The following is a 15,763-nucleotide window of genomic DNA, read 5'->3' on the forward strand; positions in this document are numbered from 1 at the left end:
CTACTCCTCAGCGGTCTCGCCCTCGATTGCAGCGTCGTCTGCATCCTGAACGGCCTTGCGGCCCTTGAAGCCCTTGGCCAGCAGGAACATTTCGACCGATTCGGAACGGGATGAGGCCGGCTTGATGTGCATGACCTGCCGGAAATTCTGCTTGAGCATATTCAGCAGATCTTTCTCCGTCCCGCCCTGGAAGGTTTTCGCAAGAAAGTGTCCACCTTCCGCCAGAACTTCTACAGCGAAATAGGCCGCCACTTCGCACAGATGCATGGTGCGCAGGTGGTCCGTCTTCTGGTGGCCGGTGGTCGGCGCCGCCATATCGGACATCACGAGGTTTGGCGTTCCGCCAACGGCTTCCATCAACTGGCGTGGCGCATCGTCATCCAGAAAGTCGAGTTGCAGGATCTTGACGCCCGGAATGGGTGCGACCTCGAGGAAGTCGATGGCCGCAACGCGCACATCCTCTTCCGTTGATCCAGTCACTTTCGCGGCAATCTGCGACCAGCTGCCGGGCGCAGCGCCAAGGTCGATGATCCGGCGAGCGCCCTTCAGGATCTGGTGCTTCTCGTCGATTTCCAGCAGCTTGAAAGCGGCACGGGCGCGATATCCCTCCAGCTTGGCGCGCTGGACATAGGGGTCGTTTATGTGACGCTCCAGCCATCGACGGGACGAGGCCTTGAGCTTGCCCTTCTTGACCTTTTGACCGAGTTTTCGGCCGATCGGTGTTTTCGTCATCTGTGCGTCTCCCCGGCACTGCGGGCCGAATGTTCAGCGCGACGTCCGCGCGCACGGCGCCAGACACCATCATCCGCCATCATATCTGTCAGCAAGCCTTCGCGAAGGCCGCGATCGGCAACACGCATGCGCCGCGATGGCCAGCGGCGGCGTATAGCCTCCAGAATGGCACATCCGGCGAGCACCAGATCTGCCCTGTCCGGACCAATGCAGGGATTGGTTGCCCTGCCCTCGAAATCCCAGGACAGAAGTTTCTCCTGCATCGCGCTGACTTCCGCATCCGACAGCCAGAGCCCATCCACCTTGCGGCGATCATAGCGTGGCAGATCGAGATGCACGCCGGCAAGCGTCGTTACCGTGCCGGAGGTGCCGATAAGGTGGAATTCTGCATCCGGCTCCTGACCGTCGGTTTCACCGAAATTCGGGCAATCGAAACCGGCCAGCATGGTTTCAACCTCCTCGACCATGGCCGAGAAAACGGCTGGCGTGACATCGCGTCCACCGTGGCGTTCCGAGAGCGTCACCACACCCACAGGCAGAGACGTCCAATGCGTGATATGGTTGGCCAGACGGCTGGAGCGATTATCCTGAATGCGGATGACCGCGATTTCGGACGAGCCGCCGCCGATATCAAACAGAACGACCGAGCGCGCCTCGCGCCCGACCAGCGACGAGCAGCCGGAGACGGCAAGTCGCGCTTCCGTTTCCCGATCGATGATTTCCAGCGTCAGTCCGGTCTCGCGGGTGACACGCTCAAGGAAATCCTCGCCATTGGCCGCGGCACGGCAGGCCTCGGTCGCAATCAAACGCATCTTGCGGATCTGGCGCGAGGCAAGCTTGGAAGCGCAGATTTTGAGCGCCTCTACGGCACGATCCATGGCCTCGTCGGAAAGCCTTCCGGTCGCGGCCAGTCCTTCACCCAGACGAACAATGCGCGAGAACGCATCCACGACGCGGAACTGACCCGGGCGCGTTGGCTGTGCAATCAGCAGACGGCAGTTATTGGTGCCAAGATCGAGCGCCGCGTAGAGATCATCGGCCTGCGAGCGTCGGCGCTGGTCCGCGAACTGGTCACCGCCAGATGACGTGCGTGCCGGTTGATCGGAAGCATGCCTGAGGTGTGCCGGGCCCTTTGAATGGCCGCCTTTAGCCTGATGCGGCTTTGCTGTGCCAGTGGTTGCCATCGAGGGAGAAGACTGGGGCGCTTTCGCACCCGCCCCGCCCTTTCCATGCCCATGCGACTGCGTGGCGAGCGGGCGCCCCTGCAGACCACGCGCCTGGTGCGCCTTCTTGCCTCGCCCCTTGCGCCGGCCTGCATTTGGTGCATGACCTGCCGCGTGAGCCGACTTGGCCGACGTCGCGTCCGTCCCCGATTGAGCATCGGCATTGGCATGGGCGGCTGCGCCCGCCTGCGCACCCGCGCTACCGCCCGGCGATCCGCCAGACTGGCCGTTGCCACGCGCACGGCGGCGCTTTCGCTTTCGCGGGGGGAGTTGTTCCTGCGTTTCCGGCCGTCGGACTTCAGAACGGGCCTGCGCGTCGTGTACACGCGAGCCTTCAGGCGCAGCAATCTGCTTGCCGCCCCGTTTCGCCCTGCGGCGACGGCGGGGTTTACCCCCGGGTCGCCCATCTGCCGACGTACCACCTACGGGCGGCTTTCCGCCGCTATCGGGGTTCATCACTGTCTTATTCCATGGCCGCGCCCAGAGCATTGCTTGCCCGCAGCGGCGTTAATCGTTTCGTTGGCAACAGGATAACAGCCTCTGGCGAATTCGCCAATGGCTTTATCCAGAAAGCTTGAAGAGGCAAATCACGCCGAGAATGCTCCCCGATGGACGGCGCATTTTTCACCACACGGGAAAATTTCAGCTCTCCTCAAAAAACTTGCCGACCACTCTTGATCACGTGCGGAATTCTGTTAGAAGGGCGCTCACGATGTTGCGGGGCAAAAATGCCTCAGGCTTCTTCTCCAAAGAAAGCTTGCATCGCCATTCCAAGGGCTTTGTCCCTTGCGATTGGGGAATAGTTCAATGGTAGAACGGCGGACTCTGACTCCGTTAATCTTGGTTCGAATCCAGGTTCCCCAGCCAATTCTCCCTAAAAGCCCTGAATTCCTTGATTTTCCAGTCGTGCCGGATAGTGTTTTGGCATCATCGGCGACCTGATGCCCAAAACTAGTGCCCAGAGGTGATGCCCACGCCGTTCAAGCGCGAGGGACGAAGCTGCGGGCAAAGACAGGGCATTCGTCATGGCCGTGCGCCACGAAGTCGAGAATCTGATCCGCCGCGGAAACATCTTCTATTGGCGGCCACGCGTCCCGGCCGCTCTCATCAACTGCGGTCCCGGTAGCCGCCTTTCACTGAGCCTTCATTGTTCCGACCATAGAAATGCTCAGATCATTGGCCGGAAGCTCAACACGCGACTGGCCGAATTGAAGTTGAACTCGAAGGAAATGATGTCCAAGCAACAGCTTCAGAAACTGTTCGAGCATGAGCGCGACAAAGAACTCGAGCGACTCGATGAGATCAATACGCTTGCCAGGCGCAACGGCCGTGGCGGGAATGTCGAGGAGATGGAACTCGCTCTCGAGGCCGGTTGGGCCTGTCAGCTCGTCGCGAAGTTTGGGAGCCGGACGGAGCTGACGCTGGAGAGCGGTTGCGCGGGCCTAACCTATCTCCTCAACAATCGTGTCCCGATCTCGCACATCGACGCCATCAGGGCGAACTACCGGGGCGAACTGGCCATCGCGCGCAGCCTGGGGTTTGAAGACGGCATCCGGCGACTGATCTACAATTTCGAAATCGACGACACTGTCGCTAATCGTCAGCGCGCCATGTCGAAGATCTTTGAGGGTCGCGCTGCTGCCCTCCTCGACATCGATGAGCGGCACGAGCTTGTCGATAAAAGCCAGAGCAAGTTCACGGGCGGCGAAAGAGCCACCACGCCGATTGCCGAGGTTCTAGCTCCTGAAACTGCAGCGCCTGAGCCGCCGACGCGGCACGATGAACAATCGTCCTTATCGGCTTTACAGATCATTTCAGGAGAGCCGGGCGTCGCTTATCTGGATCTCACACCGCGCCCGGAGAAAATCACGGCACAGCCGAAAGCTCCCAGTGCCGAGCAGAGGGTCGTTCCTATTGCCGACTTTGAGCAGGAGTGTGAGAAGCTCATCGACAACATGGGCGAGGATTGGACAACTGAAACCGGGCGGGATGCCATGGCGCTGGTTCGGATGTTCAAGTCGGTGCTCATCGAGCATGGGGTAGAGCATTCCGGGCAGATCGAACAATATCACATTGGACAGTTGCGCCAGCACTTCAATCACATTCCAACGGACTGGGGTAGAAGCAGCAGGATGCGCGTCATGTCAGCGCCGGAACTTCGTGTGGAAGGCGACAAGCTGCGCAAGGCTGCGGAGATTTCAGGAACCAAGGCGAAGGTTGGTCTGGCTCCGGCAACGATCCGAAAGCACTTCGGAAATCTACAGCACTTTCTGAAGCATCTGAAAGGCCACGGGTTCGAAATCGAAAACTGGACCTTTGAAGGCCTGCGTCCACGAAAGCCCAAAGCAGGAGACATCCGCCACCAGCAATACAAACCGAAGCCGGAAGACATCGCTCCGATTTTCTCGAGCCCCGTCTACACTGGCTCTCTGGATCATCTGCGCGGAAAACGGAGAAAACCGGGGAGCCAAGTTTTCCATGATTCGCTTTATTATCTGCCGATCCTGTTCACTTACCTGGGGCCTCGACGCAAAGAGTTCGCAGGACTTTCCGTCGACGACATTGCGAAGGACGAAGACGGATATGTCATCCTCCTTCGCAACAATGGCATCAGGCGATTGAAGACCGCGCAATCAAAACGACTGCTGCCCATGCCCGACGAATTGATCCGATTGGGCTTCCTCGATTACTATCAGGCGATCAAGGGACTAGGCTACGAAGCTCTCTTCCCTGACCTGTTCTCGGATAAGACGGATAACGATCCGGGAGACCGCTTCTACGACACTTTCATCCCTATCATGCGGGGCGCGCTCGGCGAAAAAATGTGGGAGCGAGCCATTCATGCCCTTCGCCACGGGATGGCGGACACCCTGAAGCAGGCCGGCGTCTCGTCTGAAGTGATCGATGACATCTCCGGGCGATTGAGCGAGGGCAGTGAAACGAATACGCGATACACAAATCCGGCTGGCCTTCCGTTGATGCGCAGCGCCCTCAAGCACTATCCGATCGTTACGTCGACCATCGAACCGAAGCCGCTGCAACTTCTGCCATGGATCGAGAACAAGCAGCCGCCGCCATGGGCGCGAGAAGGCAAGAAGTGAAGCCCAGGCGGAAATGATTTCCGCCCGGGCATGTTGCGTGACTAGGCGGCTTCCCAAACCTGATTGAGAATTCGTGCTGCCAGCGCAGACTTGTCCCGCGGAAGGAAGCGACCGTAGTGTTTTGCCACCATGTCAGCCGTATCCTGGATGGCGTAGCTTGCCTGTTCGTACGAGCCGGTCTGCTTCAGGATGTGCGTGGCGAGAACATCACGAACGTTGTGAGGACCATGGGGCAGCAGGCCTTTGATCGCCCCACGACCTGTGTATGGATTGTAGATGCCGTAGCGCTGGATTGTGAGCCGCCACGCCTCATAGAAGCTGGTGATGTCGTAGGCAGCGTCGGTACTCGTCGTCTTGACCGTCTTCACAAAAAACGTCCCGGGATCGGCAGCGCCTTTAAGAAGGACCGAGCGATGGCGCTCGACGTAGTCATCGATATGGCGGTAGAGGTCGAGCAGATCGGGCAGCACCAGTCTAAATGGTGTATCTCCGAAGAACGACGAGTGTGCGTTCTTGAAAGCCACCGCCGGGATCAACACCTCCCAGCCACCGTCCCGGTCGCTCCAGCGGATTTCTCCACGCTTGAGCTTTTCGAGCACGCGTTCCGGGCGCGGCATCTGTCCGCGTGGGCATAGCATCAATTGCCGAAGATTTTTCTGGCGAAGCCCGAGATGCAATCCCAGCCGCAGCATGAGGAACGAGCGAGCCGCCTCGGCAGCCGGACGCGGATAGCGCTCCTCGTCAGGCATCAGCCGGATGATCTCCTCGGTGATCTTCCGATATTCGCCGACCGGGCTGTCAGCTTCGAGCACCGGCATGATCGGCTCGAACGGATCACGATGGACCCGGGCGATACGCTGGATCTCTTTCACACGGTGGGAGGCATGTGTGTGAAAATCCTCGCAGGCGCCGTGCCAATCCTCCCGGGCATAATCAATCTCGTTCTGCGAGACGAGACCGGCAATGGGCTGCACACGCGCCAAAAGTTCGGGATGCTGTCGAAGCCACCCGGTGCTTTCCTTAGTGATTGCCAAGGCGATCCGCAGCATGTCGACTTCCCACGCCGTGTAGAAACCTCGGCGGCTTTCGCGCCATTGCAGATACCAGTCCCAGACGCCAGGAAAGATTAGCAGTCCGAAGGTCAGTTGACGCAGTGGCACCCCATGGCCTTTGATCTCTCCGGCCTTTGACGCCGCAAGTGCGCCAAACATCAGGCCAAGATGCTCAATCTTCTGGGAGGCGGTTTCCTCGCCCCAGACACCGTTTCGCTGAAATCCGATTGAGGTGAGTGCTGATGTCTTGAAGCGGACCAGGTCCGCCATTTCCATCGCGAGTGTCGGCGGCGCATTGATGACGCCGGACAACAGGTCAGGGTCTTCGATCCAGGTCTCTTCATAGTTTGCCGGAACCGCGATCTTTCCATCACGTGGCGCGCGTCCGCCATAGGATACCCCCGGAAATCGGATAGCGTAACGCTGCTTGGCCGCTGCGGCTTGGAACTTGCGATAATCCGTCGACCCGCTGATGATGACGCGACGAACCCAATCGAGAATTTCCTCGCGCTTGGCAAATGGGAGCGAATTGAAGTTATCTGGTAGATGCCATGCGATCCTACGTCGTTCCGCAGGCTCGATACCCGAGAGGTTGAACCCCGACGCCGATCGCGACTGATGCGGCAGCTTTGCTTTGAAATAGCCTTCCGGGAGACGGTAACGGCGCTCGATGCGACCAAGCACATCGAAGCTATCGGTGCTCCGTGGCATGCGTCGGCGTTCGATCCAGCTCAGCAACGTATTCTTGTCCATGGGCTCATCAGGCCGCACTACCGATCGATAGAGGACCCAGTAGCTCTCACCGTGGCGACGCATGTGGAGTTGGAGTGACTCGGCGAAATCCGCAGGATCATCCCACTCGCGAAACAAGGGTTCAGGAAACTCTACTTTCATGCCAGGCTTGGGCTCCGCCGAGGCAAGCTGAGAACGTTCCGTCATCGAAGGCGCGGGCTTGATTGTCGGTTTCGACCTCTCGGCGGGGGCCTTTTTGGACCTCGATGCGTCTCCGAGCTTCGGGAGGCCCTCTTGCGTCGCTTCAGCAGTTTGTCCGACGTCCCTGTTCCAACGAACGATGGCATCAAAGCCGGGGTCGATCAGGCGGTGATGCGAAGCAAGCGATCGAGCATCGATCCCGGTCATGCGAGCAACGACATCCCATTCGGTATGGCCTGCCGTCCGGGGTGGTCCACACCTTCGTTCGATAAGTCGCCGCATGTATGCCTTGAGGGCTTCGGCTTCGTCGCTAGAAAAGGCGGTCGAGAGACGCAGTTCGCAATAGGCGTCGATCTTACGTTGGAAGGCTTTGATTGCAGTTAGCTTGGTCATTTCACTTCATCATGCTCGTTACTCGGACCCTCAGTGCAAGGGGCCGGCCGAGCTACGCGAAGCGGATTAACGAAGGATTTGAGCCGTCTGCATCTTCAGAAATTCGATTCAGAATCAAACGGCGTTTTACGAAGTAATGGGGGGAGAAGTCGTTATCCCATGAAACGCCGTTAGGCGTTGGATCGGCCTCGTCGAGCAAGCAGCTCCGAGAACGAAAGACCAAGTGGGGAGCGGACGCTCAGATCTCATCGTCGGCGCCATCGGGATAGATCAGATGGATTTTCCTACGAAACGGTGAGCCGCCTGTCCGATACTTGGCGACAAGATCGTCGAACACCGCATCGCATTCGCGCTCATCGAACCCCTGATCCGTCAGCATCGAGACGATCTTATTCTGGAACTTCTCGAGTTCCATCTGCTGATCCTTGTCGATCGCCCGCCGGATCAGCCAGAACAGCGCAACTCTCGCGACGTCATCTCTGTCAGGCCGCTTCGCCCTTCTGTTGGCATCACGAAGTGCCTTCTGTCGCTGCCTTGCTACCTTTAGGTTCATAATGGTCCTCCCGATCCTCAACCTCTTCAATGGTCATGGGACCGGCCTGCCGGCGCAAGCCTTGTTCGGCTGAATCGGAAATTTCGAACTTTGAATCGACAGCGCGGAACAATGAATCAAATGACCGCAATTTGTTTCGAGTTGCGGCACGTTATCTCACGTCAAAACGACCTGTTCGACCGCAAACGGCGTTGATGAATCAAAGTATTCCAGTTCGGAATCAAATGAGCGCAATTTGTTTCAGGTTGCCGGAGACTTAACCTGAGTTGCCGACAACGTGGTACACCTCGTCTCAAGTCGTGTCGCATCATCTTGATGGTGTCCGAGGATCCAGCCTTCCCGTTTGCGAACGGCATCAAGTGCTGGAACGCCTTCATCGCGCCGCGCCTCGGTCGCATGACTATCAGCTTTAGGGCGGTGGATCACCGTCCGTCAGGATGCGCAGCACCGCCATCTCATCCATCGCCTGAGCCTCGAACAGAGCCTTGGCGAGGGCATGGAAGGTCGGCCTGCGCCTCCTGAGGATCGTCCCTGCCCGGTCGAGTGCCGCTTCCAGCTTGGCATGAACCCGATCCGCCAGTTCGGCATCACGCTCGAACACAGCGCCCGGATCGCGATGCGGGCGATAGAGCAACGGATGCTCAGGTCCGAAGCCAAGAGTGCGTTCCATATTGAAGGCGAGCCGCGTGGCCCGCGCCAGATCGCTGTCGTCGGAACCACCGGAACCGCTTGAGACACGTTTGAGCACCAGTTGCTCGGCAGCCCGCCCGGCCATCAGCATGGTCAGCATGTGTTCGTACCAGTCGCGGGTATCGGTCGCCCATGCGTGGAAGCCGACGAGATTGTAACCGCCCTCGCCGGTATCGATGTTGAGACCGCGAACAGGTCCGAGATCGAGCGCATGATGGACAACGGCATGTCCGGCCTCGTGGAAAGCGTAGCGCCAGCGCAGATTGTAGGGCACGGGCGGGCGGTTGCCGCGGATGCCCTCTTCGATGTCCTGATAGCGGATCGCCCGCTTGCCGCGGCGCGCCTTCAACCGTGCTTCGCGGACGATGCGCTCGATATCCGCACCCGTCAGCCCCATGGCGCGGGTGGCGAGACGCCTGAGGATCGCATCAGCAGAATTGGTGTGTTGCGCGGCGGGCGGCGTTTCCATCATGGTGGTGTTCTGTGGAGCGGTCATCGGCTTGCTCCCTTCCGTTCTTCTTCGGCTTCGTGCTCCAGATAGTCGGCAACGATCCCCTTCAGCGAGAATCCGTCCTCGGCTTCTTTATGGGTTTCTGGGACTGGCTCCCGGATCAGCGATGTCACATCGTCGCCGAGATGATGGGCAAGGATTTCCGCCAGCGTCGGGATATCGGGCCTTGGGATTTCGATATGAGTCTCCAGCCGTCCGGAGCGCTTGATGGCCTCGTCGATATGATCGGGCCGGTTTGTGGCACCAACAATGATCAGTCCTTCGTTCTTGATCGCGCCATCGAGCAGTTCCAGCGACTTGTTGACGATGGTATTCCAGTAATCAGCATGTTCACGCTCGGCGGGCTGCCGTTTGCCGATGCCGTCGATCTCGTCGATAAACAAAATCGCCGGTGCCATGGCTCGCGCCTCGACAAAGGTTTTGCTCATCTTGTCGATCACGTCATTCAAATGACCACCCTGCAGCCAGGTCGACACCGAGGTGACGATCAGTGGGACCTGCAGGCTGTTGCACAGCGCGCGGGCAAAGGTGGTCTTACCGGTTCCGGGCGGGCCAGACAGAAGGAGCTTGGTGCTCATCTCCGACCAAGCGAGGTTACTCGCCAGATAATCGTCCAGATCTGCCTCGAGATCGAGCGCCCAGTCTTTCGCTCTGCCATATCCGGATAGCGTTTCCACGGTCAATGGCGGTTTGTGGCCGGTCTCGCCCAGCGCCGGCATTGGCTCCGGCTGGATCACTTCGGCCCCGGACGGCTTGTCCTTTTTCCAGCGACCGTTGCTATCAGTGTCGGTCGGTTTCGGCTTTTCGTGTGAGCCTTTGGGCTTCTCGGCGGATGTGTTCGACGATGCCGATCCGGGTGCCTTGTCGTCACTCCCGCCACCACCGTCCTCCTCTTCCTCGAAGTCACCGCGATTGCGCTCACTGAGCGTGGCAAGGACATGCAGGACGTCGCGAACGTGCCGCCCCGGACGGAAGGCAAGGACCAGATCCTCCAGCGACAGCCAGCGCGCATCGGAATCCGACGGCAGGCCCAGCGTCTCGATTGCCACGTCCGGATATAGCACTTCGACCAGATCGGCGACGAAGCTGCGATCGAGCTTTCCCATCTCCAGCGACAGGTCGGCGGCGATCTGCAACAGCGAGGGAATGTCCGAGCGTTTCTCCGCGACGGCGAGCACTGACAAGTCGTGGGACAGCGCACTGAGCATCCGCCGACGCAGGGCATTGCCCGTGACACGATGCACGCCGGCACCCGAGAAGGTCATCAAGCGCCTGCGCGTCTCGCCTTCGACGACGTCAAAATGATCATCGTTGAACATGTGGTCCGCATCGACGATCGCAAACGGGCCGCCCGGGACAAGCCGGGTTTTCTCCAGGAGCCGCAGCACTTGCCGCTCGAAGCCTGCAAGTGGCGCATGAAGGGTGACGACCGGTGTCACGCGGGTCAGCGTATAGACGATCTCCCGAAGCGACCGTCCGCTGCTGCGCACCGCACGCGCCAGAACCAGGGTTGCAACGATGTGACTGACCAGTGGCTGAGCGGCTGCGCGATCCACCAGACCGACGGCGTAAGCGCGCCGATCGATTCCGTTGCCCAGCACCGTATCTTGCGCGATTGCGCCGCGACGCGCCCGAGGCAGGACCACGAGTTGCGCGGCGAACGGCGGATGAGTGATCCCGGCGGTCACAACACTATCGCCACCAGAGCCGGTTGTCGGATTGCCGGTTTCCTTCGGTGCGACAAGCCAGTCACCAAAATTGCGCCGGAACCAGGTATCATCACGGATCGGGTCGCCGGTCAGTCGTGTCGTGTCGAAAGCGGGACTGTAGCGGCAGGTGCGAAGACCATCGACATCGACGATCTTGGCCTCGATCAGACCATTGCGCAGTGCCATTCGGCGTGCCTCGCGAAGGCTAAGATGCCGAAGACGGCGGATAAACAGACGGGCGAGCTTATCCATCGATCCGGCCTCCTGTATCCGCGGCAATAATTGCCGTGTGGGCGTTCTTCACCGGATCGCGCGGACGCGTTCGACCACGCCGCAGCCCGTCAATGGCACCGGGCTTCGGGATCCGCGTCAAAACACGCTCGCGCGGCGAACGACGTGGCGGCAGAGGGTCGCTCGGAGGAGTGATCGAAGCCGGACCAGTCGAGACAGACAGGCTCGGATGCTCGTTCCCGAACGGAGCAAGGTGTCGATTGCGGTTATGCAGCCAGTCGAGCAGCAGGCGGCATGCCGCATTGCCGCCGTCGGCAGTAGCGCGCAACCGCAGCATCAGAGGCTCAGGGACATGGCCATCCAGCAGAGGACCTTGCCGGACGAAGGCGAGCGCCAGGCCGATCAGAACGGCGGGATCGTCGCCATCGCTCTGACCATGGCCAAGGCCCGCGGACTGGATAGGAGAGAGTTTCCCAGATGTGCCGTGATGGCAGGGCAACGCGATGGTATCGACCGTGACCGCTTCGCAGACGAAGCCGGCCACAGACGGGCTGTGGGTATCGATGGACATAACTGTCTCCTCGCCGGAGCGCATCGCATCCGGCGTTCACGGAATGGAATTGACTGGAGAAGCCGGCCACGCGCTTCAGGCGCGGCCGCGATCAACGTCGCTAGGCTGGCGGCGCGTCAGTGCCTGCGCGGACGGCGGGCAAAGCCGACCCGGATACGGACGGGCTCCGGCTCGTCGTCATGATCCTCGTCGAAGCAGCCGAGATGGTCGTGACCATTGTCCTCGTCCTGCGCGGCCATCGCTTGCTCTTCCTCGTAGGCGCGAGACGAACCGTTCAGCGCGATCAGCGGCTTGCCCAATACGGTCGAGGTAGCGGCCGCGTCCGACACAACCGGAGCCACGACACCGAGAGCCTTACGGGCTTCCGCTTCGAGGAGCTGCTGCACGCGGCGACCGAAGCGCAGGCGCAGTTCGGCCATGCAGGCCGCAACTCCGTCGATTTCCAGCAGGTCGTCGATCTCCGACAAGGCCCAGATGCCGTTGGCATGATCGCTTGGGCGACTGGCGCCATCGACGATGGCAACTTCGACGGTATCGACCATCAAGCGCTTGTGGCTTTTATAAAGCCAGTCCGGCAGCACCATCGCCGACGCCATCATCTTCAGCTTCAACTCCTCGAGCCGGCTGGTGTCGCCATACGAGGCGAGCGACCGTTTGAGATCGAGGATGTAGGCCGTGTGCCGCGCACGATTCACGAGGATCAGGTCTGGCGTATAGCTGCCCTTCGCCGGTGCCTCGCAATCAAGCTTCACGCCATCAAGGCTGGACCAGTCGTTGCCGGACACGGCTTCAAACGCGGCCTTCACCAGCGGCAACTTCAGCGACTGCGTCAAGACAACGACATTGGGGTTGGCTTTAGCCAGACGCTCGACCGCCTGCTCCAACAACTTGCCTTCCCGGAAAGACACTGCACGGACAAGCGAAGCGATGTGAACGTAGTGGCCGAGGATCTCGTCCTCGACGGGCTCGCCGTCGGCGATTGCCGCAATGGCGCGATCGATGAGCAGATCGAGATCGGCCTCGACTTCGGCGAAGCGAACAATATGCGGATGGCGGCGCAAAGCGGCCGGTTCGCTGATGCTGTAGGCACCGATACCGAATGAGCGGTGGGAGAACATCGATGTCGCAGCGACAGTCGAACGAAGAACTTCCCCGGCAGAGGTTGAGAGAGTATGCGTTGTCATAGCCCGATTCCTTTTTAGCGAAGGCTGAGGGTCAGGCCCTTGTCGATGTTACCAGCATCGGCTTGGGCCGTTTTGTGTCCGGTCATCCGAACGCCACCAACCTGGCAGGACCGGCGGGCGGGCTCAAGGACCCGGAAGCACAAAAAAGAACAAAGCCGGTACAAGGTTAACGGCGGGCTCACGAAGTCCGGGCCGACGAACGCATCCGGTGATCGCAGGGGTCGGCCTCAGCGTTTCGCTCGCCATCATCAGGCAAAAGGAAAAGGGCCGACATGCGGCCCCTTCGAGTTCGGAGGGAAGGCCCGGGATTCCGAGCATGGGTCTTGGGTCAAGCGTATCACACTGCGGCGTTTGGTGATGTTGCCGATTGTTTCGCGACGCTCCACTCTGACTTGATCTGCTTAACAATGTCATTGCGGGTCGGGCGCTTTTCAGGCTGGGCAAGTGCGTCAGCGACGGAAGGAACGTCAACGTCCAACGTGCCTTTGGACTTGGGCACCTCGACCGTGGCAGTCGCTCCAAAAGCTGCAGCGATAGACTCCATCCTTTTTTCCATCGAGGGGATGCCGGTGACTACCAGATCGGCACTGTCGCCGACATGAGCAGGAATCGGTCCGACGGAGCCAACCTCGAGAGGAACGTTCGCGCTCGGTGCTTCACTTGTTTCCGCGCCTGGCCAGGTCGGGGCGCTTGATTTGGAGCTGGCCCATTCCAGGATTGGCACGACTTCCGTTTCCAACCAGGTCCGAAGCTCGCCTTTGTCCGGCCACGTCGTTTCGCTGCCCATCTTGTAAAGCATCGTGCTGACCGCGCCCCAGCCAGTCTTGACCGGGATGGAGGTGGGCGAGATCACGTGTGCTGCAGTTGGATAGGGCCTGACGAACTGCGCCAGACTTTTCAGTTCTTCGTTGGCAAGGCGCGCCACCAGATGCGTCTTTCCGGAGAGCGTTTTCTTGACGATGTTCTTCTTCGGCAACGCTTCATTGACATGTGCGCGGATCTCCTCCAAGTGCCCAATGAAGGATTTGATGCCATCCCGGACCTTAATCGCGATGATTGCCTTGAGCCCCTCAAGGCCGCCGACATCATACGGATCAATCTGCGCCCCTGCCGCTGCCTCGTTTTTCGATCCGACCATAATCGCCGCGACGTCCTGCACCCTGAGTTTGCCGTTTTGCTCAGCAAAGCCGATAGCCTGCTCGATCTGCTCGGGCTCCGCTGCACTCAACTTTCCAAGAACCGTCGGACCCACGGCCAGTTCCACCAGGATTTCCCTGTAGCGATCGAGATTACGAAATACTGCGCGCTGTGTCCGGACGTGGCGCGCTGTATAGCCGCAGCGCTCGACGGCCCACTTTTCCAACGTTCCTTCCGGGAGCAGTTCGGCGGCGCGTTCAAGATGCTCGCCGAGCTTGAAGGTCTCCTCCGTCGAACGGCGAGAAACGCCGATGAGGAACTTGGCCGTCTCTTCGAGCTGGCTCTTGATGTCTTCTGCGACAGCGTTGGTTTCGTAGAAGGTGTAGGCGGCGGACAAGAGAGCGGAAGCTTTAGAAGTCTTGTTCATGGTCATCTCCATGTAAGAGGGATATTCGTAGAAGCAGAACCGCCTCTACCCCTCTATTATCTCCGATCGACGAAAAACATGAAAGCAATCCAAAGTTTTGCAATAAATTGTGTCCGAGTACAAATCCGGTTTATACGCTCAAGAACACCTATAAATACACAAATTTACTTATTATGATCGTAAAAATAAATATTTTTCACTTTTCGAAACACAAGTATTAATTACACTTAATACGCGCGCAGCGCCCCTGCGGCAGGACTAGAACGGTTAGGAGCATTCGGGTCTTTTCAAATCGGCCTGCCACCTGGTACCAAAGCTGAGCCGACAAGTTAGCCAATTGAGAGCACGTCCAACCCATGGCTAAGGCCATACTCACCACCAAGGTCGATCCGACCTACGACGATCTCCCGGAACAGCGGTACCATTTCCCGCGCACCTATCTTCGGCAGGTGGAGGCCGCGCGGGGAGACTGGATCATCTACTATGAGCCACGGCGGCCAAGCGGCGACCTGATGAAGACGGGTGGCAAGCAGGCTTATTTCGCGACAGCCCGGATCAACGACATCATCGAGGATCCATCGAAACCCGACCACTTCTATGCGCTGATTGATGACTTTCTGCACTTCGATCATCCAGTGCCGTTCAAGGAAAACGACCACTATTATGAGAGCGGCCTACGCAAGGAAGACGGCTCAACGAACAAGGGGGCCTTTGGGCGCGCCGTGCGCAACATCCCGGATGAGAAATACGATCTGATCCTCGCTGCTGGCTTCGCGCATGTGCTCGGGCGACGGGATCGGGAACGTCCGACGCCCGATCCGGCCGAGGAAGCGCGCATCGGCTTTGGTGACAATCCGCAGATGCCATACGAGATCGACAGCGTCGACCGCCGGATCGTCGCTCAGATAGTGCAGCGTCCTTTCCGGGACAGGGCGTTTTCCGCGGCGATCAAGGCGGCCTATCACGACACCTGCGCCGTCACGGGCCTGAAGCTGATCAATGGCGGCGGCCGTTCCGAGGTTCAGGCCGCACACATCCGCCCAGTGGCCGACAGGGGGCCAGACAGCGTACGAAACGGCCTCGCACTCTCCGGCACCGTGCACTGGATGTTCGACCGCGGCCTGATCTCGGTCGATGACGATTACAGCCTGCTGATCGCCAGTGGCGGCGTGCCAGATACCATCACGCGGCTGATCAATCCCGAACGGCGCCTGCTTGTGCCCTCACGCCCGGACGAGCGGCCACATTCGCAGTTTCTGCAATATCACCGCAGACAAGTGTTCAAGGGGTGACGAGGCGGAAATAATTTCCGCTCG

11 protein-coding genes and 1 tRNA gene are annotated in these 15,763 nt (G+C 59.5%); 3 read left to right on the plus strand and 9 right to left on the minus strand.

Annotated features, from left to right (window positions below):
• Complete coding sequence (locus tag G6N80_RS07395) at positions 1–732, minus strand: RlmE family RNA methyltransferase (protein ID WP_062553149.1); 732 nt, start codon at positions 730–732, stop codon at positions 1–3.
• The gene (locus G6N80_RS07400; protein ID WP_246718948.1) at positions 729–2,411 is read right to left on the minus strand and encodes a Ppx/GppA phosphatase family protein; all 1,683 of its coding nucleotides are present in this window, start codon (positions 2,409–2,411) and stop codon (positions 729–731) included. The genes G6N80_RS07395 and G6N80_RS07400 overlap by 4 nt, the downstream gene beginning before the upstream one ends.
• A gap of 337 nt (positions 2,412–2,748) precedes the next feature.
• On the opposite strand from G6N80_RS07400, the gene G6N80_RS07405 reads away from it, so the two are divergent.
• Both G6N80_RS07405 and G6N80_RS07410 read left to right on the plus strand, forming a co-directional pair.
• Positions 2,749–2,822: transfer RNA gene (locus G6N80_RS07405), tRNA-Gln, on the plus strand.
• 158 nt (positions 2,823–2,980) lie between these two features.
• Positions 2,981–5,056, plus strand: coding sequence for a DUF6538 domain-containing protein (locus tag G6N80_RS07410; protein ID WP_165132699.1), 2,076 nt, complete (start codon positions 2,981–2,983; stop codon positions 5,054–5,056).
• Positions 5,057–5,097: 41 nt separating this feature from the next.
• Here G6N80_RS07410 and G6N80_RS07415 read toward each other — a convergent pair whose 3' ends face one another.
• From G6N80_RS07415 to G6N80_RS07445, 7 genes are all read right to left on the minus strand, one after another.
• A complete protein-coding gene (locus tag G6N80_RS07415) occupies positions 5,098–7,434 on the minus strand; it encodes a hypothetical protein (RefSeq protein WP_165132702.1) in 2,337 nt (778 codons plus the stop codon).
• Between the two features lie 238 nt (positions 7,435–7,672).
• Entirely contained in the window at positions 7,673–7,987 is a 315-nt protein-coding gene (locus tag G6N80_RS07420) for a hypothetical protein (RefSeq protein ID WP_165132704.1), read from the minus strand.
• Between the two features lie 409 nt (positions 7,988–8,396).
• On the minus strand, positions 8,397–9,173 hold the full coding sequence (locus G6N80_RS07425) for an ATP-dependent metallopeptidase FtsH/Yme1/Tma family protein (RefSeq protein ID WP_165132706.1): 777 nt from the start codon (positions 9,171–9,173) through the stop codon (positions 8,397–8,399).
• Positions 9,170–11,149 (minus strand): AAA family ATPase, encoded by a 1,980-nt coding sequence (locus G6N80_RS07430; RefSeq protein ID WP_165132708.1) that lies wholly within the window; start codon positions 11,147–11,149, stop codon positions 9,170–9,172. Before G6N80_RS07430 ends, G6N80_RS07425 begins: the two co-directional genes overlap by 4 nt.
• A complete protein-coding gene (locus tag G6N80_RS07435; protein WP_165132710.1) occupies positions 11,142–11,699 on the minus strand; it encodes a hypothetical protein in 558 nt (185 codons plus the stop codon). The genes G6N80_RS07430 and G6N80_RS07435 overlap by 8 nt, the downstream gene beginning before the upstream one ends.
• A gap of 116 nt (positions 11,700–11,815) precedes the next feature.
• Positions 11,816–12,883: a hypothetical protein gene (locus G6N80_RS07440; RefSeq protein ID WP_165132712.1), complete on the minus strand. Its 1,068-nt coding sequence runs from the start codon at positions 12,881–12,883 to the stop codon at positions 11,816–11,818.
• Positions 12,884–13,220: 337 nt separating this feature from the next.
• On the minus strand, positions 13,221–14,459 hold the full coding sequence (locus G6N80_RS07445) for a hypothetical protein (RefSeq protein ID WP_165132714.1): 1,239 nt from the start codon (positions 14,457–14,459) through the stop codon (positions 13,221–13,223).
• Between the two features lie 344 nt (positions 14,460–14,803).
• On the opposite strand from G6N80_RS07445, the gene G6N80_RS07450 reads away from it, so the two are divergent.
• Complete coding sequence (locus tag G6N80_RS07450; protein ID WP_165132716.1) at positions 14,804–15,739, plus strand: HNH endonuclease; 936 nt, start codon at positions 14,804–14,806, stop codon at positions 15,737–15,739.
• The last annotated feature ends 24 nt before the right edge of the window (positions 15,740–15,763 follow it).

The sequence above is a fragment of the Rhizobium rhizoryzae genome (assembly GCF_011046895.1).
GTDB lineage: Bacteria > Pseudomonadota > Alphaproteobacteria > Rhizobiales > Rhizobiaceae > Neorhizobium > Neorhizobium rhizoryzae.

Coding starts and splice junctions, on each gene's coding strand:
- G6N80_RS07440 (WP_165132712.1), bottom strand. CDS start 12,883: ATGACAACGCATACTCTCTCAACCTCTGCCGGGGAAGTTCTTCGTTCG.
- G6N80_RS07430 (WP_165132708.1), bottom strand. CDS start 11,149: ATGGATAAGCTCGCCCGTCTGTTTATCCGCCGTCTTCGGCATCTTAGC.
- G6N80_RS07435 (WP_165132710.1), bottom strand. CDS start 11,699: ATGTCCATCGATACCCACAGCCCGTCTGTGGCCGGCTTCGTCTGCGAA.
- G6N80_RS07445 (WP_165132714.1), bottom strand. CDS start 14,459: ATGGAGATGACCATGAACAAGACTTCTAAAGCTTCCGCTCTCTTGTCC.
- G6N80_RS07420 (WP_165132704.1), bottom strand. CDS start 7,987: ATGAACCTAAAGGTAGCAAGGCAGCGACAGAAGGCACTTCGTGATGCC.
- G6N80_RS07395 (WP_062553149.1), bottom strand. CDS start 732: ATGACGAAAACACCGATCGGCCGAAAACTCGGTCAAAAGGTCAAGAAG.
- G6N80_RS07410 (WP_165132699.1), top strand. CDS start 2,981: ATGGCCGTGCGCCACGAAGTCGAGAATCTGATCCGCCGCGGAAACATC.
- G6N80_RS07400 (WP_246718948.1), bottom strand. CDS start 2,411: ATGAACCCCGATAGCGGCGGAAAGCCGCCCGTAGGTGGTACGTCGGCA.
- G6N80_RS07415 (WP_165132702.1), bottom strand. CDS start 7,434: ATGACCAAGCTAACTGCAATCAAAGCCTTCCAACGTAAGATCGACGCC.
- G6N80_RS07425 (WP_165132706.1), bottom strand. CDS start 9,173: ATGACCGCTCCACAGAACACCACCATGATGGAAACGCCGCCCGCCGCG.
- G6N80_RS07450 (WP_165132716.1), top strand. CDS start 14,804: ATGGCTAAGGCCATACTCACCACCAAGGTCGATCCGACCTACGACGAT.